This window comes from Rhizobium brockwellii, assembly GCF_000769405.2.
GTDB lineage: Bacteria > Pseudomonadota > Alphaproteobacteria > Rhizobiales > Rhizobiaceae > Rhizobium > Rhizobium brockwellii.
In genome coordinates, this window is the sequence record NZ_CP053439.1 from 1067126 (window position 1) to 1084623 (window position 17498).

A 17498-nucleotide genomic window follows, 5' to 3' on the forward strand; every position below is an offset into this window, starting at 1 on the left:
TGGTGAATTCTTGGGATATCGCGGAACTGGGGAATATGGTTGTTGAACATGAGAGAGTATCATTTATTCCAAGCTGTGCATGTCTGAATGGCCGCTGATGCCGGAGGAGCTCTGGGTGTCGTTGCTCCGAACGCTGGCCGGCGAGCGGAGGTGGAGAAAAGCATAATGGCATTCACAGCGGAGCAATTGGTGGGGAACTCTTCCTTTCTGATGAGCATTCGCTTTTTGGCTGGGCAGATGCGCGGCATGTTCGACGCCGGTCCGCGGCTGGCGCGACTGCTTGCCTCGCATCAACGCTGGCTTCTGACCCAGACTGCCTATGCTCTCCACCTGGAATATGATCCGCGCGACCCGACGTCGGGATTCACCGCCGTGCGGCTGACCGGGCGCATCACCGCGCACAAGGTGGCGAGCCGCAACACCGTGCTCGCCTTTATCGAAGAACTCTATACCTACCGCTTCATCACCCACACGCCCGGCGACGAGCGGCGGCGGCCACGTCATTTCGAACCGGCCGACGTCAGCCATCAGGGGATGTTTGCCTGGATTCACTCTAATCTCGGCGCGCTCGACCTGCTCGACGGCGGTGAAAGGGCAGCCTTTTTCCAGGCAAATCCATCACTGATGCGGCTCATTCAGCCCCGTATTGCCCGCCATTGCCTCGAAGATGCCGCCTGGCGCGAACCGCCGGATCAGGTGGCGTTGTTCCTCTGGACGGAGGCCGGCGGCCTCGTCGTCGACAACTTCATAGGCCGGATGGATATGGAAAGTAGCGAGCCGGGGCGGCTGTCCGTCGGCCGTGTCGAAACCCGCACGCTTGCGGCCGATTTCATGATGTCGCGCACCCATCTGCAGCGGCTGCTGGCAAAAGCGGCGCAACGCGGCTGCGTCGGCTGGTATGACGAGCCGCGCAAGGCGCACCTATGGATATCGCGGGATTTCGTCGAGGAATATTGCGCCTGGCAGGCGGTCAAGTTCGCCTATGTCGACGAAGCCTTCGAATGGGCGAAAGCCCGGATCGAGGAAATGGCCGTTTGATCAGAGAACGATCGCCGCTGTACCTGCGCCATTGCACGTGGCGACATCGACTGGCTTGACCGAAAGCTCGCGCTCATATTCCCGCGCGGCGCAGACCGCGACGCGGATATGTTCGAAGGTTTCGATGTTGCGCAGAAGCGATATCAGGATCGTCGACATGTTGGGTACTCGTGAAACGAAAGGGCAGGCGAAGTGTGCCTGCCGCTTAATATTGCTGGAAGTCCGAAAAAATGGCGTTCGGGCGCGCCGTACGGCTGTTGATGCCGGTGCCCCGGGCAATCATCTGTTCGTTCGTGGCAAAGCCGAAACGACTGTAGCCCTGAGTCGAACGAACTTGATCGCCGGCGAGGCGAAGGGTTTCAAACCCGCAATGGATAGTACGAAAACGCTTGTTCATGGCCTTGGTTCCTGTGATTCCTCCCAAGACACAGCTGATATTGCGATGCAGCATAGATTCCGCAATGCGTCACGACGGGATGCAGCCATGCGAAAAACGCATGGATTGATTCACAAAATATTCAACCTTGGCTAATTTCTAAGCAAAGAGAGGGACTTAAGCTTCGCTTGAAAGGCGAGCAGGTCGTTCCAGGCCAGCCGCTTGTTTACAGGTGCGGTTAACAGATCCTGCGGATGCAGGCTGGCTATGGCAGGAATGACACAGTCCGCAGCCGCAATCTCCTTCCAACGGCCGCGTAGGCCATGAATCGTATCGTTTTCGCCGAAGAAGAAACGCGCCGAAAAATTGCCGAGCAGCAGGATCGCCTTCGGTTCGGCAAGCGCGATCTGCCGCTCGATGAAGGGTCGGCAGATGTCCATTTCCGCCGCCGAGGGCGCACGATTGCCAGGTGGTCGCCAGGGGATGACCTGCGTCAACAGAATGGCTGAGCGCGTCAGTCCGATTGCCGCCAGCATCTTGTCGAACAACTGGCCGGATTTTCCGGAGAAGGGCAAACCCTCGCGATCGTCTTCGGCGCTCGGCGCCGAGCCGATCACCATGATGCCGCTTTCGGCATCGCCGCTGGCAAAGATGGTCGAGCGGGCGCTGTGTTTGAGGTTGCAGCCGTTGAAGGTTTCGATTGCGGTCTTGAGTTCGGCTAACGATCGCGCAGTTTCGGCGACGAAGCGCGCCTGCTGCACCGCCTCGCCATCCGGGATAGCCGGTTGCGGACCGGACGCCGCGCGTTCGGCAGGTGCTGGGCGCGCCGCTGCATTCGGGCGCGCCGGTGACTGACCTGGGGCAGGGCGCTCCCCAGCGGCGGGACGTTGCTGCTGCGCCTGTGCCGCCGGGCGGCGGGCGGCCTTCATTGCCTCGAATTCGGCGAAGCGGTCGATCGCCTCTTCCTCCAGCAGCCAATCCACGCCAGCATCGGCATGGAAATGCAGAAGCGCTGCGAGCTCGGCTGGGGAAAGGTCGTTGGCGGAGATCATGTGGGTAAGCTTAACGGAGTGACAGGGGCATTGAAAGGGCGGGCGGCAGATTGCCCGTCCTTGTCTGCCTCTATTGCACTGTCCATTGCGCGATGTCGTCGCGTTCGCCGATCAGCGCTAGGCCATGGGCGATCGACAGCAGTTCGCCGCCGCTTTCGATCCGGTCGCGCTCGAAGCGTTCGGTGAAGATGCGACGCACCGCCGGCACGAAGGAGGTGCCGCCGGTCAAGAACACCTTGTCGATCTCCGACGGTTTCGTCTCGGTCTTGTCGAGTACGTCGTCGAGCGCGCCTTCGATTCGAGCGAGATCATCGGCGATCCAGCCTTCGAAGTCGCTGCGCTTGATGCTGCGATGTCCACCGCGGCCAAGCGGCGCGAAATCGAAAGGCGCCTCCTCGGATGCCGAGAGCGCCATCTTCGTCGCCGACACCGCCTGATAAAGCGGGTAGCCCTCGTCGTGGTCGATGAGGTCGACGAAGGTTTCGAGCTTTTCCGGCTCCAGGCTGGTGCGCACCAGCTTCTTCAGATCCTCGAATTCGCGCGTCGTCTTGAAAATCGACAGCTGGTTCCAGCGGCCGAAGCTGGAATAGTAGTTGGACGGCACTTCGAGGATCTTGTCGAAGCTTTTGAAATGGCTGCCCTTGCCGATCAGCGGCGCGACGATGTTGTCGATCATTCGGTAGTCGAAATGGTCGCCAGCGACACCGACGCCGGAATGGCCGATCGGCGTTGCCGTCAGCTTGCCGGCGACGGTCTCGAAGCGGATCAGCGAATAGTCGGTCGTGCCGCCGCCGAAATCGGCGACCAGCACGGTGGCATCCCGCTTCAGGTTCTGCGCGAAATAGAAGGCGGCGGCGACCGGCTCGTAGACATAGTGGATTTCGGGAAAGCCGAAGCGCGACAGCGCCTCATTATAGCGCTCGGTCGCCAGCGCCGGATCGGGGCTGGCGCCGGCAAAATGCACCGGCCGACCGGTGACGATGCGGCTGACATCGGAAGGCCAATTGTCGCCGGCATAGTTGCGCAGCCGCCGCACGAAGACCTCCATCAGATCCTCGAAATTATGGCGCTTGGCGAAGATCAGCGTGCCCTGGAACAGCGCGCTCGCCGCAAAGGTCTTGATCGACTGCAGGAACCGACATTCGCCGGGATTGTCGATGAATTGGCGGATCGCCGCATGGCCCGCTTCCACCTTCAGCGCCGAAGCGCCGAGCTGGGCATCCTTCATGAAGGAAAGCGCCGTGCGCATGCTGTCGGCCGTACCCTCCGTGCTCGTGAACGCCATCGAGCGCGTCGCCCCGCCATCCGCCATGGCGAGAACCGTGTTCGTCGTGCCGAAGTCGAAACCCAGCGCCTGAGCCATGCCCGCACCTCTTCATGCCGATTGTCATTGGAGACGGAGCATCGCTCCGCGAAAGGGCGTAAGCACGCCCCGGAATCAGGAGGGCGGGTGATGCCACAGGGGCGTGACACATTCAAGAGGATTGAAGGCGCATATGTCGCGCAGACATCCTTCTCCTCCCGCCAGGGAGAAGAAGGATGCCGCACGCATATCAGCCACGAAGGTTCAACAGTCCGCCGTTATTCGGCGGCCATCGCCCTTGCCTCTTGCAGCTCCGGCTCCTCGACCTTCTTGTGGCCGATCAGGCGGCCGAGGAAATTGCCGAAGCGGTCCATCTCGACGAAGATGACCGGGGTGATGAAGAGCGTCAGCATCTGCGAGACGATCAGGCCGCCGACGACGGCGATGCCGAGCGGTTGACGCAGCTCCGAGCTTGCGCCGGTGCCGAGCGCGATCGGCAGGGCACCAAGCAGGGCACAGAAGGTCGTCATCATGATCGGCCGGAAGCGTCGCACGCAGGCTTCGTGGATCGCCGCCGTCGCCTTCTCGCCCGTCGTTCGCATGGTCTCCACCGCCACGTCGATCATCATGATCGCGTTCTTCTTGACGATGCCGATCAGCATCAAGAGGCCGATCAGGGCGATGATCGACAGGTCGAAGCCCATGATCTTCAATGCCAGCAGCGCACCGAATGCCGCCGCAGGCAAACCGGAGAGAATGGTGAGCGGGTGGATGAAGCTTTCATAGAGCACGCCGAGCACGACATAGATGGTCAGCACCGCCGCCAGGATCAGATAGGGCGTATTGCCCTGCGACTGCTCGAAGATCTGCGCCGTACCGCCATAGGAGGTGAACACGTCGGCCGGCACGCTGATGTCCTTTTTGATCTGGTCGATCGCTGCCGTGGCGTCGCTGAGCGAGACGCCTTCCGGCAGGTTGAAGGAAACGGTGGTCGAGACCAGCTGGCCCGTCTGGTTGATGGTAACCGGGCCTGTGGTGCGTTGGACATGCGCGAAGTTCGAAAGCGGCACCAGGCTGCCATTGGCCGAGGCGACACGGATCTCCGAGAGCTTTTGGTCGTCCCAGGGTTTGCTGGTGTCGTATTCGACGATGACGTCGTAGCTGTCGCCGGTCGACTGGATTTCCGCAGCGGAATATCCGCTGAAGGATTCCTGCAGCGTCGTGCGCAGCGTGTCGTTGTCGATCCCGTAGGCGGCTGCCCGTTCGGTATCGATGACGATATTGGCCTGCAGGGCGTTGTTCTGGGCGTCCGACGTCACGTCGGTGAACAGCCGGTCCTTGCGCATCGCCGCCTGGATCTTGCCGGCCCAGAGGTTGGTCTGGTCGACGTTCAGCGCCTGCACCACCAGCTGATATTGGCTGGCAGTCTGGCGGCCGCCGAAGCGCAGGCTCTGGTTCGGCGTCACGAAGGCCTGCAAGCCGGGGATCTTGTTGATCGCCGTGCGCAGTTCGCGCAGCGTCTGGTCAAGCGGCGCACGCTGTTTCTTGTCCTTGAGTTCGACGAACATCGAGCCATTGTTCTGCGGCTTGTTGGGGTTGCCGCCGATCGTCGACATCACATGGTTGACTGCCGGGTTCGCTTTCACGACGGCTGCCGCCTGCTGCTGCAGCGCCGACATTGCGGAATAGGAAATGTCCTGCCGGGCCTGCGTGCTGATCGTCAGGCGGCCGATATCCTCCTGTGGGAAGAAGCTCGTCGGCAGCGTCATGAAGAAATAGATCGTCAGCGCGACCGAGGCGAGGAAAACGCCGAGGATCGTGGGGCGGTGGCGAAGGCACCAGCCGACAGCCCTGTCGTAGCCGCGCAGCGTCCGTTCGAAGCCGGCATCAAAGATGCGGATGATGAGCGGCGGGCGGCTCTGGTGGTTGGACAGGCGCGAGGCGAGCATCGGCGTCACGGTCAGCGAGACGATTGCCGAGGAGATGATCGCGATGGCGACCACCATGCCGAATTCGTTGAACACGCGGCCGACGACGCCACCCATCAGCAGGATCGGGATGAAGACCGCGATCAGCGAAACCGACATGGAAATGATGGTGTAGCTGACTTCGCCCGCACCCTTGATCGCCGCTTCCCGCACCGGCATGCCTTCCTCGACATGGCGCAGGATGTTCTCGAGCATGACGATGGCGTCATCCACTACGAGCCCCACCGCCAGCGTTAGCCCGAGCAGCGAGATGTTGTCGATACTGTATCCAAGCACATACATCATGCCGAAAGTCGAGATCAGCGACAGAGGAACGGCAAGCCCGGGAATGATCGTTGCGGTCGCATGGCCGGTGAAGAGGTAAATGACGAGAACGACGAGGCCGATCGTCAGGAGCAGCGTGAATTTCACATCGGAGATGGCATCGCGAATCGGCTTTGCGGCGTCGTTCATGACGACCGTGTTGACCGAGGGCGGGATTTCGGCGTGAAGCTGCGGCAGCTTGGCGTTGATCGCATCGACGACATCGACCGTATTGGCATCCGGCTGGCGCTGAATGGCGAGGATGATGCCACGCTGGCCGTCATACCAGCTGCCGGTATACTGGTTCTCGACGCTGTCCTGCACATCGGCAATATCGCCAAGGTGGATCGGCGCGCCGTTCGGATTGGCAATGACCAGCGAACGGAATTGCTCGGCGCTGGTGCGCTGCGTGTTCGCCGTTATGGTCATGCTCTGCGAATTGTTCTGCAGCGTTCCCACAGGTTGCTGGCTGTTGGCGGCAGCAAGCGCCTTGTTGACGGTGTCGATGCCGATGCCGCGGGTGAGCAGCTTGTTGGGATCGACCTCGACGCGTACGGCATAGGTCTGCGCACCGTAGACGCTGACCTGGGCGACGCCTGGAAGCGTCGAAAGCGACGGCGAGATGATGTTCTCGGCGATGTCGTCAAGCTTGCTGCGCGGCATGGTGTTGCTCTGCACGGAGAGCAGCATGACGGGCGCATCGGCCGGGTTCGTCTTGCGATAACTCGGCGGCGTCGTCAGATTGTCGGGCAGTTGTCGGGTGGCATGCGAGATCGCCGCCTGCACGTCGGCTGCGGCCGCATCGATATTGCGACTGAGGTCGAACTGCAGCACGATGCTGGTGCTGCCGAGCGAGCTGGAGGCGCTGATTTCGGTGATCCCGGGAATGGTCTCGAACTGTTTGATCAGCGGTGTCGAAACCGAGGTCGCCATCGTCTGCGGCGAGGCGCCGCTCAACTGCGCCGAAACGTTGATGGTGGGAAAATCGACCTGCGGCAGGGCCGCGACCGGCACGAGTTGATAACCGGCAAGACCGGCCAGAATGACGCCGATGGCAAGCAGCGTCGTCGCGACGGGACGCTGGATACAGAAATTCGGGATCATTGCTGAGCTCCCACCGCGATCGTCTCGGACGGCTGCTGTTGCCGAGGCTCTTCGGCGGAGGCGACATCAAGCGCCTTTTCGTCGAATTGCTCGTTGATCGCCTGCTGGTCGCTGAGCTGGCCCTGGCCCTCGACGACGACGTGATCGCCTGGCTGAAGACCCGATTCTATGGCGGTGAAGCCGCCATTTGCGCGGGCAATGGTGACGGGCGTCAGATGCGATTTGCCGTCCTTGGCGACGAAGGCGAAGAAACCCTCCGGACCAGGGCTGACGGCAACCGTCGGCACCACCACCTGCTGTTCGTCATTGTTGAAATGCACGACGATGTTGACTGACTGGCCGGGCCAGAGCGCGCCGGAGGCATTCTCGAATTTCGCCTTGGCGAGGATCGTGCCCGAGGCCGTATCGACCGTGTTGTCGTAGAAGCTGATCTCGCCCTTTCGCACCTGTCCCTTGGTGGAATTCGGGGCGGTGCTGACCTCGACTGGACCGCTTTCCAGAGCGCTCTTCAGCTCCCGCAGATATCGTTCCTGCAGGTGGAATTTCACATAGATCGGATCGTATTTCGCGATGGTGACGATTGCCGCCCCGGCACTGAGGAAAGCCCCCTTGCTGACAACGATATCGCCGAGCCGGCCGTCGAAGGGAGCGCGGATATCGGTGTGCTCGAGCAAGATCTGATCGGAGGCCAGCGACGCCTTGTCGGCGTCGACAGTGGCTGCAGCGGTATCGCGGGCAGCGACCGCTTGGTCGAGGCTCTGCTGGGTGCCGGCCTTCTGGTTGAAGAGGTCCTGCGCGCGCGTCAATGCGGTCGCGGCTTCCGAAAGGGTTGCCGCGTCGCGCACGATCATCGCGTTGTCCTTGTCGACGGTCGCCTTGGCCGTCCGATCGTCCAGCTTGGCGATCAGGTCGCCGGCTTTGACGGTCGCCCCGTCCTGCGCATCGATGCTGACGATCAGGCCCTGTTCCTGTGCGGCAATGGTCGTATTGTCATCGGCATCGGCCCAGCCGGTCGCCGTCACGTCCATCGGCAGCGTCGTTTTCACGGCTGCGACTGTTTTGACGACGGTCGGGCCGCCGCCACCGCGTCTGCGCCCGCCGCCCTGATGTTGCCCACCATCCTGCCCCTGATTGGCCTGCCCCTGATCGGCCTGTGCCTGCTGCCCGCCGCCATCGCCGCCGGGCGGCTGCTTGATGAACTGCGAGAGGTAGGGAATGCGAGAGGCATAAGGGACCAGATTCCCGAATTGCCAGACGCCGATGGCGGCAATTGCGATAACGCTGACGGTGATCCAAAATTTCTTCATGGGCGATACCGGTCTTTGGGCAAGGTTGCGGGGGCAAGGTTGCGAATTTTATGCCCCGATTGAGCCACTTATATTGCGGCGCAAAAAAGACATAATTCCCGGCGGGTAATCACTAAGTGGTTATAATGGCTTAAATTTTTGTAATGAATATTCCGTAATATTCAAACTATACTAATATAGAGCCAGTGTAGCCGGTGCCGTCTGACGGCGGCGGCGAGGGTGGTTCGCAGGGCGACGATTTCGGCCCGTAAGCCGACCATCGCCCGGGAGGAAAAACTAGAGAAGGCAGGTCGTCATGACTGAGTTGGACGCCAGCGAATTTCGCTCTCTCATAACAAGCGTGTTTCCTGAACTCACGGCCTCCGTCTTCAAGCTGGCGGCAAAAGGCTGGGATTCGCTTGCCGTCGACGTCGATGACACGCTGATCTTCAAGTTTCCCCGCAATCTCGGCGCAGAAAGAGCGCTTGAGAAGGAAGCCGCCTTGCTCGAGATCGTTCGGCCGTCGCTGTCGATGGCGGTTCCCGACATGCGTATTCACGACGGGCCGCCGATCTTCTCCAGCCATGCCAAGCTCGACGGCGAACATCTCATTGTCGAAGATTACGATGCGCTTGGCGAAAGCGATCGTCAGCGCCTCGCGGAAGATCTCGCGCGTTTTTACGCCGAGCTGCATGTGCTCGATGCCGATCGCATACGATCGGCCGGTGCCGGGACTATCCAGCCATGGCAATCGCCCGAGACGGTACGAATAAAGGGTTTGCCGCTGCTGCCGCCGGACATCAGGAGTTTTGCGGAGGCCATTATTTCGGATTTCGAAGCCTTGCCTGCCGATCCTTACGGCAACATCTACGGCTTCTTCGACGGTCATGGCTGGAATATGGCCTTCGACCATGCGCAAAGGAGGCTCAACGGCATCTATGATTTTGCCGATTCCGGCTTTGGCCCGTTGCACCAGGAATTCATATACTCGAACTTCATCTCGCCCGATCTGACCGCACGCATCGTATCGGCCTATGAAATGCTGACCGGACGCAGGCTCGACCGGCGCCGCATTGCGATCCTGACGGGTTTCCATCGTCTGTCCGAGCTCGCCGAACTTGCGGACGATCCGGCGAACGTCGAACAGATGATCCGAAGTGTGGCGACATGGGCGGCGGGGGCCCGCGTCGGCTGAGAGGGAATGCTCAGACGGATCGTGCCGCGCCGCCGTCGCAGCGGATGAGCGAGCCGGTGATGTAGCTTGCCGGCTGGCTGCACAGGAAGGCCGCGGTTGCGGCGAATTCCTCGACCCTGCCGTAGCGGCCGACCGGAATACGCGCTTCCTTGTCGGTACGGATCTCCTCGAGGCTCTTGCCGGTCCGCTTTGCCGCAGCGCCGTCGAGATCGTCGAGCCGTGCCGTCAGGATGCTGCCCGGCAAGAGCAGGTTGGTGGTGACGCCGAAGCCCGCCACTTCGGAGGCAAGCGTCTTGCTCCAGCCGGCAAGGGCCGGGCGCAGCGTATTCGACAGCGCCAGGTTGGCGATAGGTTCGATCACGCCGGATGAGGCAACCGTCAGGATGCGGCCCCAGCCCTGCGCCTTCATGCCGGGCAGCAGCGCATTGGTGAGCGTGATCACGCGCGCGACCATAGAGAGGAAATAGATTTCGAGCTTTTCGCCCGTCATGTCCTCCGTCGTGCCGGGTGTCGGCCCGCCGGTATTGTTGACCAGGATATCGAGCCCGCCGAACTTTTCCTTTACCGCCGTCGTCACCATCTCGACGAAGCGTTCGTCCCCGAGATCGGCCCAGATCCAGTCGGCCCGGCCGTTGCCTTCGCCATTGATCGCCTTGCAATTGGCCTCCAGCTGGTCGCCGCTGCGCCCGCAGAGCAGCACGTTTGCGCCCTCACGCGCCAGCGCCACGGCGATGCCGAGGCCGAGGCCGCGCGAGGAGGCGAGGACGAGTGCTCGTTTGCCCTTGATGCCGAGATCCATGATTATCCTCCGATAGCTTTGAGCGATGTATAAGGCGCAAGCGGCGGAAAAGGAAAGGGCATGTCAGCGGTTTGATGGCACTTGAAAATTGACGTTGACGTAAACGATATGTAATTCTGCCGCGCGAGGCGTTATCATTGTGCGAATCGGAAGATTGGCTGTCGTATCCCGGCTCGACAATGCTTTCTCGTTTTGACAAGAAAGTGCCATGACGGGGATGACGGCCGCGTGCCGCCAAGCGGAGACGAGTGAATGACCGAGACGACTGAGCTGCCCGAACGCGAGAGCATGGAATTCGACGTTGTGATCGTCGGCGCCGGTCCTGCCGGTCTTGCGGCGGCGATCCGGCTGAAGCAGGTCAATCCGGAACTCTCGGTCGTCGTGCTGGAGAAGGGCGCTGAAGTCGGCGCGCATATCCTCTCGGGCGCCGTGGTCGATCCGATCGGCATCGACCGGCTGCTGCCCGGCTGGCGCGATGAGGCCGATCATCCGTTCAAGACCAAGGTCACCGCCGACCACTTCCTGCTGCTCGGCCCGGCCGGCTCCGTTCGCCTGCCGAATGCGCTGATGCCGCCGCTGATGAACAATCATGGCAACTACATCGTCTCGCTCGGGCTCGTCTGTCGTTGGCTGGCGACCAAGGCCGAAGAACTCGGCGTCGAGATCTATCCGGGTTTTGCCGCAACCGAGGTGCTCTACAATGACGAGGGTGCCGTCATCGGTGTCGCCACCGGCGACATGGGCATCGAGAAGAACGGCGAGCCCGGCCCGAACTATACCCGCGGCATGGAACTGCTCGGCAAATATGTGCTGATCGGCGAGGGGGTGCGTGGCTCGCTCGCCAAACAGCTGATTGCCAAGTTTGATCTGCAGAAAGACCGTGAACCGCAAAAGTTCGGCATCGGCATCAAGGAGCTCTGGCAGGTCAAGCCGGAGAACCACAGGCCGGGCCTGGTGCAGCACTCCTTCGGCTGGCCGCTTGGCATGAAGACCGGCGGCGGCTCCTTCCTCTATCACCTGGAAGACAATCTGGTGGCCGTCGGCTTCGTCGTCCACCTCAATTACAAGAACCCCTATCTCTATCCCTTCGAGGAATTCCAGCGCTTCAAGACCCATCCGGCGATCCGCACCACCTTCGAGGGCGGCAAGCGGCTGTCCTATGGGGCGCGTGCCATCACCGAGGGCGGCTACCAGTCGGTGCCGAAGCTTTCCTTCCCCGGCGGGGCGCTGATCGGCTGTTCGGCCGGTCTCGTCAACGTGCCGCGCATCAAGGGCAGCCACAATGCGGTGCTGTCGGGCATGCTGGCGGCCGAGAAGATCGCCGCCGCGATCGAAGCCGGCCGCAGTCATGATGAAGTGATCGAGATCGAGAATGAATGGCGCAAGGGCGACATCGGCAAGGATCTGAAGCGGGTCCGCAACGTCAAGCCGCTCTGGTCGAAGTTCGGCACGGCACTCGGCGTGGCGCTCGGCGGCTTCGACATGTGGACCAACACGCTGTTCGGCTTTTCCGTCTTCGGCACGCTGAAGCATGGCAAGACCGATGCTGAGAGCCTGGAGCCGGCGTCGCAGCACAAGCCAATCGCCTATCCGAAGCCCGATGGCGTCTTGACCTTCGACCGGCTGTCCTCGGTGTTCCTGTCGAACACCAATCATGAGGAAGACCAGCCGGTGCATCTTCAGGTCAAGGACATGGCGCTGCAGAAGAGTTCGGAACACGACATCTATGCCGGTCCGTCGACGCGCTACTGTCCGGCCGGCGTCTATGAATGGGTGGAGAAGGATGGCAAGGACGTCTTCGTCATCAACGCCCAGAACTGCGTGCACTGCAAGACCTGCGACATCAAGGATCCCAACCAGAACATCAACTGGGTGCCGCCGCAGGGCGGCGAGGGGCCTGTTTATCCGAATATGTGAGGCGGATTATCCCCACCGCTACAATTCTTGCGTGCTGACGCCTTCGTGATCGCCTTCTGCCCGAGGCCGTTAGCCGTTCGTTAACCATAATTTCCTTAGCTTGCGACATCAAGTTGACGCACTAAGGACACATTCATGACGATCTCCCGCCGGGGCTTTCTGATCGCTCTGCCGCTTTTCGTGGCCGGCTGCTCTTCGACCGGTCTGAACAGCCAGACCAATTATGCCGCACTTCCGGACGAAAAATTCCCGTTGAAGCAGGTGCCGATCGACAAGATCAAGCCGGAGCTCCGCCGCCAGGAAGTGGCCTACGAAACCACGCATGCTGCCGGCACCGTGATCGTCGATACACCCACGCGCCGCGCCTATTACGTCCTCGGCGACGGCAGAGCCGTGCGTTATGGCGTCGGTGTCGGTCGCGAGGGGCTGGCCTTTGCCGGCAATGCCTATATCGGCCGCAAGGCGGAATGGCCGAGCTGGACGCCGACCGAAAACATGCAGCGCCGCGAAGAGCGCTATCGCAAGCTTGCCGGCGGCATGCCGGGCGGCCCGAACAACCCGCTCGGCGCGCGGGCGATGTATCTCTATCGCGGTGGCGACGATACGCATTTCCGCATCCATGGCACCAACCAGCCGCAATCGATTGGTCTTGCCATGTCGAGCGGCTGTGTCCGCATGATGAACCACGACGTGATCGACCTCTATAGCCGCGTCGAGGTCGGCGCCAGGGTCGTTGTCATTCAGGCTTAAGCTATAGAGAGACGGCATTTCTCACGAAAAAGCCGCCATAGCGATCGCTGCCGGCGGCTTTCGAATTGTCGGTCCTAGCTGGTTAGCGGCGCGGTGCAGCAATACCGGTCGAAAGCGCCACGCCGATGCCGGTGATCACGGCGGCGCTGATCTCGGTCATGCCGATCGCTTCGCCAAGCAGGAAGCCGCCGCCGAGAGTTGCGAGCACCGGCGTCAGCGCCGTGAAGGCGGCAGCCTGTGTTCCGCCGAGTGTTCTGACGGCGGTGCCGTAGGCGACCATGGCGACGAGGCCGGAAAGAACGCCCTGGCTCAGCACCTGCAGGCCGATCTCGTGAAGAGGAACCTCTGGCAGCGAGATGCCGAAGATGAGGGCCAGCGTGCCCATGATCAGGAAGGACCAGACGGCGATCAGGGCGCTCGCCTGCACGGCGGTCAGACCGGAGCGGCGGAAGGCATGCGTATAGCTTGCCCAGAGGATGGCGCCGGCCGGCAGCAGGACGAAGCTTGTCCATGGCAGCGAGGCGTCGGCAAGGCTGCGCGTGAGCAGGATCAGCACGCCGGCGACGATCGCGACCAGCCCCGCGATGCGCGTACCGTCGGGTCTTTCGCGAAACAGCGCAATCCCGATCAGCGCCGCGGCGAGCGGCATCGAGCCGCCGAGCAGAATCCCCGAAGAGGCAGCCGGCGTGGAATGGATTGCCAGCGTGGTCAGCAGGAAAAAGACGGCGCCCGAACCGGACACCATGATCGCCAGCAGGTGAAGCGGCAGGCCCTTTGGCAGTAGTCCGGTCTTCAGCCAGACAGGCGAAAGCACCAGCGCCGGAATTCCGAAGCGGATCAGCCCGATATCGATCGAGCCGAGCGGCGTTGCGGCGCTGTGGCGGGTGACAAGAAACCATGTCGCCCAGATCAGCACGGTAATAGTGCCGCCGGCATAACCCAGTACCTGCGACGGCGACTTGTCGTTCGTGAAAGCAATGGTGGTCATCGTCCTGTCCTTTCTTTCATCCGGAGCCTGTCCGGTTGAAGAGAAGACTAGCGCCAGAGGCCAGGGCATGTCCTTGCTATCTCTAGCTCAGAAATCATGCTATGCGCAATCTTCTGCCAATTGACGCCGACAGGGATCGCGAAAATGCCAAATCTCGATAAATTCGATATTGCCATCCTGAAGTGCCTGCAGGAGGATGCACGGGCCACCAATGTCGAGATCGCCGAGAAGGTGAACCTTTCGCCGTCGCCCTGCCTGCGCCGCATCCGCAATCTCGAACGCTCCGGCATCATCCGCGGTTATACCGCGGACATCGACCGCAAGGAGGTCGGTCTCGGCCTCACCGTCTTCGTCGAATTCAAGGTCGTCCAGCACAGCCGCGAAAATTCCGAGGCGCAGCAGAAGGCGCTGCTCGCCATCCCCGAGATCGTCTCCTGCTTCCTGATCTCAGGCACGGCCGATTTCCTCGCCGAAGTGGTGGTGGAGGATCTCGCCGCCTACGAACGGCTTCTGACGGAAACGCTGTTGACCCTGCCGAATGTCAGCGACATCCGCTCGAACTTCGCCATCCGCAGCATGAAGACGCATGGGCCGTTGAAGTTGCCCGAGGGAAAATAATTCCCCTCGGGGCTTGCTTGCGGGTTAGAGCAGCGTCCCGCTGAGGATGAGCAGCGCCACCGAGAAGTAGATGACGAGCCCGGTGACATCGACCAGCGTGGCGACGAAGGGGGCCGAGGCGCTGGCCGGATCGAGCCGGAGCTTCTGCAGCACGAAGGGCAGCATCGAACCGCAGATCGAACCGAAGGTGACGATCCCGATCAGGGCGGCAAACACCGTAACGGCGACCATCTGCCAGTGCGGGCCGTAATCGTAAAGCCCGGCCGACTGCCAGAAGACAATGCGGATGAAGCCGACGAGGCCGAGGATCGCGCCGAGCACGACGCCGGTCGGCAGTTCGCGCAAGAGCACCTTCCACCAGTCCGAGAGCTTCAGCTCGCCGAGCGCCAGCGCCCGGATGATCAGCGACGTCGCCTGCGAACCGGAATTGCCGCCCGAGCTCATGATCAGCGGGATGAATAGCGTCAGCACCACGGCCTTTTCCAGCTCGCCTTCGAAATGCTGCATGGCGCTTGCCGTCAGCATCTCGCCGAGGAACAGGGCGGCGAGCCAGCCGGCGCGCTTGCGGATCATGCCGGCGAAGCTGATCTTCATGTAGGGCTGGCCGAGCGCCTCCATGCCGCCGAACCTCTGAGCCGCTTCCGTCGTGTCCGATATCATCGTGTCGATCACGTCGTCGACGGTGACGATGCCGAGAATCTGCCCCTGTTCGTCGGTGACGGGCAGGGCGAGCAGGTCGTGTTTGCGGATCAGCCTGGCGACATCCTCCTGCTTCATCAGCGGATCGGCCGAAACCGGCGCGCCCTTTTGCGCCACTGAGAGGATTGAAGCCTCCGGCTCGCCGGTGATGAGGCGACGCAGCGTCACCACATGCAGCAGCGCATGGCTGACCTCGTCCAGCACATAGATGGCGTAGACGGTCTCGCGCGAGCGTTCGACCTGGCGCACATGGTCGAGTGTGCGGGCGACGGTCCAGCTGTCAGGCACGCTGACGAACTCCGTCGTCATGATGCCGCCGGCCGTGCGCGGCGGATAGCCCATCAGGTGCTGGATCGCGATGCGCACCGGTTCGTCGAGGCTGGAGAACAGCCGGGCGCGGGTCTCGCCGTCGAGTTCGAGCAGCACGTCGGCGACGCGGTCGTTCGACATGCCGTGCAGAAGCCGAGCGGCGTCCTCGGCGCTGATCAGCGCAAGGATCTGTGCGGCGTTGCGAAGCTCCGGCCGGTCGAGAATGTTGACGGCATAGTCGAGCGGCATGCCGGTCAGCACCCGCCCGGCGTCCTGGATGCTCAGCGCATTCAATGATTCGACGCGTTCGGCGATCGTTGCGCCGCGGCTGTTGTTGATGAAGGCACGGGCGGCATGGCCTGCCCGAAGAGGGAAGCGATTGATATTCATTTGAGGCTCGCCTTTCCGTCGATCCGCCGTAGCGTCCGATCGGGCGAGCCGACAGGAGTCGGTCAGCGCACGAGGGCCGCGTACGGCAAAGGCAATCGACTGCTACTGTCGCTTGGCATCGCTATGATGGCTCCGTTAAAATCCGTGGCTGACGAGTGTCATTCACGTGTTGTGCTAGGTGGTCCCGAACGCGGAAAAAGTCAAGCGGGGTAGATGCTTAACGCCAGAATGTCGCACCCTGCGATGCGGCATTCCAGACAGGTATGGTTTATACGACCTTGCGGGAAACACCGGGCCTACTGGCTGCGATCTCAGAATCCTGCAAGCACAGCCTTGCCCTTCATCCTGCCGCTTTCGACCATGGCATGCGCCGTCTTGAGATTCGCAGCATTGATCGGCCCGACGATCTCTGAAAGCGTCGTGCGGATCTTTCCGGCGTCGACGAGTTCGGAAACCCTGTTCAACAGCTTGTGCTGCTCGATCATGTCAGGCGTGCCGTAGAGCGGGCGGGTGAACATCAGCTCCCAATGAACGGAGACGGCCTTGCGCTTGAAGGGCATGATGTCGAGCGCCTTCGGATCGTCGATCAGCGCGAAGCGGCCTTGCGGCGCAATCGCTTCGACGATGTCGTCAATATGACTGTCGGAATTGGTGGTCGAGAATATGAATCCCGGCGCGCCAATGCCGAGCGCTGCCACCTGCGGCGCGATCGGTTTGGAATGGTCGACGACGTGATGCGCGCCGAGTTCCTTCACCCAGTCCTGCGTTTCCGGCCGGGAGGCCGTGGCGATCACGGTCAGGTCGGTCAATGCCCGGGCGATCTGAATGGTGATCGAGCCGACGCCGCCGGCGCCGCCGATGATCAGGATGGAGCGTCCCGCTCCCGAAACCGCGTCCTGCACCTTCAGCCGGTCGAACAGCGCCTCGTAGGCCGTAATCGAGGTTAGCGGCAGGGCAGCTGCGGCCGCGAAATCGAGGCTCTTCGGTTTGGTGCCGACGATGCGCTCGTCGACGAGGTGGAATTCGGCATTGCTGCCCGGGCGGCTGATGACCCCGGAGTAGAACACCTCGTCGCCCGGCCTGAACAGGGTGACGTCAGCGCCGACGGCCTTGACGACGCCGGCGGCATCCCAGCCGAGCACCTTGAGCTCGTCCGCGGGCGGTGCGGAATGGGCGCGCACCTTGACGTCGACGGGATTGACCGAAACGGCTTTGATCTCGACGAGCAGATCGTGACCCTTGGCCTCCGGCATCGGCAGTTCGACATCGATCAGCGAGGTCTCGGCGGAGATCGGTTGGGGCGTTTTATAGGCGACGGCGCGCATGGGAAACTCCTGTGTTCGTTGCACGGAAGCTAGATGCGCACTATGTTCTGACAACGCA

Annotated in this window: 15 protein-coding genes; 5 read left to right on the forward strand and 10 right to left on the reverse strand. The window is 61.8% G+C overall.

Going from position 1 to position 17498, the window contains the following annotated elements; translation table 11 throughout:
• The first annotated feature begins 165 nt into the window (after nt 1-165).
• On the forward strand, nt 166-1038 hold the full coding sequence (locus RLCC275e_RS05445; RefSeq protein WP_033180520.1) for a hypothetical protein: 873 nt from the start codon (nt 166-168) through the stop codon (nt 1036-1038).
• Here RLCC275e_RS05445 and RLCC275e_RS05450 read toward each other — a convergent pair whose 3' ends face one another.
• The 6 genes from RLCC275e_RS05450 to RLCC275e_RS05475 form a co-directional block, all read right to left on the reverse strand.
• Nucleotides 1039-1197 carry a hypothetical protein gene (locus RLCC275e_RS05450; RefSeq protein WP_003557965.1) on the reverse strand — a complete coding sequence of 53 codons (159 nt, stop codon included), beginning with the start codon at nt 1195-1197 and terminating at the stop codon, nt 1039-1041.
• 46 nt (nt 1198-1243) lie between these two features.
• Nucleotides 1244-1435, reverse strand: a complete 192-nt coding sequence (locus tag RLCC275e_RS05455; RefSeq protein WP_003557967.1) for a hypothetical protein — start codon at nt 1433-1435, stop codon at nt 1244-1246.
• A gap of 131 nt (nt 1436-1566) precedes the next feature.
• Nucleotides 1567-2466 carry a uracil-DNA glycosylase gene (locus RLCC275e_RS05460; protein WP_033180519.1) on the reverse strand — a complete coding sequence of 300 codons (900 nt, stop codon included), beginning with the start codon at nt 2464-2466 and terminating at the stop codon, nt 1567-1569.
• A 70-nt stretch (nt 2467-2536) separates the two neighbouring features.
• Entirely contained in the window at nt 2537-3829 is a 1293-nt protein-coding gene (locus RLCC275e_RS05465; protein WP_033180518.1) for an Hsp70 family protein, read from the reverse strand.
• A gap of 218 nt (nt 3830-4047) precedes the next feature.
• Nucleotides 4048-7164: an efflux RND transporter permease subunit gene (locus RLCC275e_RS05470; protein WP_033180517.1), complete on the reverse strand. Its 3117-nt coding sequence runs from the start codon at nt 7162-7164 to the stop codon at nt 4048-4050.
• Nucleotides 7161-8471: an efflux RND transporter periplasmic adaptor subunit gene (locus RLCC275e_RS05475; protein ID WP_033180516.1), complete on the reverse strand. Its 1311-nt coding sequence runs from the start codon at nt 8469-8471 to the stop codon at nt 7161-7163. Before RLCC275e_RS05475 ends, RLCC275e_RS05470 begins: the two co-directional genes overlap by 4 nt.
• A 295-nt stretch (nt 8472-8766) precedes the next feature.
• Here RLCC275e_RS05475 and RLCC275e_RS05480 point away from each other — a divergent pair, with 295 nt between their 5' ends.
• Nucleotides 8767-9645 carry a phosphotransferase family protein gene (locus RLCC275e_RS05480; RefSeq protein ID WP_033180515.1) on the forward strand — a complete coding sequence of 293 codons (879 nt, stop codon included), beginning with the start codon at nt 8767-8769 and terminating at the stop codon, nt 9643-9645.
• Nucleotides 9646-9655: 10 nt separating this feature from the next.
• On the opposite strand, the gene RLCC275e_RS05485 is transcribed toward RLCC275e_RS05480, so the two are convergent.
• Nucleotides 9656-10444, reverse strand: a complete 789-nt coding sequence (locus tag RLCC275e_RS05485) for an SDR family oxidoreductase (RefSeq protein WP_033180514.1) — start codon at nt 10442-10444, stop codon at nt 9656-9658.
• A gap of 252 nt (nt 10445-10696) precedes the next feature.
• Between RLCC275e_RS05485 and RLCC275e_RS05490 the strand changes: the two genes are divergently transcribed.
• Nucleotides 10697-12361 (forward strand): electron transfer flavoprotein-ubiquinone oxidoreductase, encoded by a 1665-nt coding sequence (locus RLCC275e_RS05490; protein WP_033180513.1) that lies wholly within the window; start codon nt 10697-10699, stop codon nt 12359-12361.
• A 135-nt stretch (nt 12362-12496) separates the two neighbouring features.
• A complete protein-coding gene (locus RLCC275e_RS05495; RefSeq protein ID WP_033180512.1) occupies nt 12497-13111 on the forward strand; it encodes a L,D-transpeptidase in 615 nt (204 codons plus the stop codon).
• An 82-nt stretch (nt 13112-13193) separates the two neighbouring features.
• Here RLCC275e_RS05495 and RLCC275e_RS05500 read toward each other — a convergent pair whose 3' ends face one another.
• Complete coding sequence (locus RLCC275e_RS05500; protein WP_033180511.1) at nt 13194-14099, reverse strand: DMT family transporter; 906 nt, start codon at nt 14097-14099, stop codon at nt 13194-13196.
• Nucleotides 14100-14195: 96 nt separating this feature from the next.
• On the opposite strand from RLCC275e_RS05500, the gene RLCC275e_RS05505 reads away from it, so the two are divergent.
• Nucleotides 14196-14717, forward strand: a complete 522-nt coding sequence (locus RLCC275e_RS05505; protein ID WP_171816905.1) for an Lrp/AsnC family transcriptional regulator — start codon at nt 14196-14198, stop codon at nt 14715-14717.
• 24 nt (nt 14718-14741) lie between these two features.
• On the opposite strand, the gene mgtE is transcribed toward RLCC275e_RS05505, so the two are convergent.
• Both mgtE and RLCC275e_RS05515 read right to left on the reverse strand, forming a co-directional pair.
• A complete protein-coding gene (gene mgtE, locus RLCC275e_RS05510; protein WP_033180510.1) occupies nt 14742-16115 on the reverse strand; it encodes a magnesium transporter in 1374 nt (457 codons plus the stop codon).
• Between the two features lie 311 nt (nt 16116-16426).
• Entirely contained in the window at nt 16427-17440 is a 1014-nt protein-coding gene (locus tag RLCC275e_RS05515) for a zinc-binding alcohol dehydrogenase family protein (protein WP_033180509.1), read from the reverse strand.
• Nucleotides 17441-17498: the final 58 nt, after the last annotated feature.

Bases quoted from the DNA above. Each gene is read 5' to 3' on its own strand.
- RLCC275e_RS05445 (WP_033180520.1), top strand. From the start codon at position 166: ATGGCATTCACAGCGGAGCAATTGGTGGGGAACTCTTCCTTTCTGATG.
- RLCC275e_RS05450 (WP_003557965.1), bottom strand. From the start codon at position 1,197: ATGTCGACGATCCTGATATCGCTTCTGCGCAACATCGAAACCTTCGAA.
- RLCC275e_RS05455 (WP_003557967.1), bottom strand. From the start codon at position 1,435: ATGAACAAGCGTTTTCGTACTATCCATTGCGGGTTTGAAACCCTTCGC.
- RLCC275e_RS05460 (WP_033180519.1), bottom strand. From the start codon at position 2,466: ATGATCTCCGCCAACGACCTTTCCCCAGCCGAGCTCGCAGCGCTTCTG.
- RLCC275e_RS05465 (WP_033180518.1), bottom strand. From the start codon at position 3,829: ATGGCTCAGGCGCTGGGTTTCGACTTCGGCACGACGAACACGGTTCTC.
- RLCC275e_RS05470 (WP_033180517.1), bottom strand. From the start codon at position 7,164: ATGATCCCGAATTTCTGTATCCAGCGTCCCGTCGCGACGACGCTGCTT.
- RLCC275e_RS05475 (WP_033180516.1), bottom strand. From the start codon at position 8,471: ATGAAGAAATTTTGGATCACCGTCAGCGTTATCGCAATTGCCGCCATC.
- RLCC275e_RS05480 (WP_033180515.1), top strand. From the start codon at position 8,767: ATGACTGAGTTGGACGCCAGCGAATTTCGCTCTCTCATAACAAGCGTG.
- RLCC275e_RS05485 (WP_033180514.1), bottom strand. From the start codon at position 10,444: ATGGATCTCGGCATCAAGGGCAAACGAGCACTCGTCCTCGCCTCCTCG.
- RLCC275e_RS05490 (WP_033180513.1), top strand. From the start codon at position 10,697: ATGACCGAGACGACTGAGCTGCCCGAACGCGAGAGCATGGAATTCGAC.
- RLCC275e_RS05495 (WP_033180512.1), top strand. From the start codon at position 12,497: ATGACGATCTCCCGCCGGGGCTTTCTGATCGCTCTGCCGCTTTTCGTG.
- RLCC275e_RS05500 (WP_033180511.1), bottom strand. From the start codon at position 14,099: ATGACCACCATTGCTTTCACGAACGACAAGTCGCCGTCGCAGGTACTG.
- RLCC275e_RS05505 (WP_171816905.1), top strand. From the start codon at position 14,196: ATGCTATGCGCAATCTTCTGCCAATTGACGCCGACAGGGATCGCGAAA.
- mgtE (WP_033180510.1), bottom strand. From the start codon at position 16,115: ATGAATATCAATCGCTTCCCTCTTCGGGCAGGCCATGCCGCCCGTGCC.
- RLCC275e_RS05515 (WP_033180509.1), bottom strand. From the start codon at position 17,440: ATGCGCGCCGTCGCCTATAAAACGCCCCAACCGATCTCCGCCGAGACC.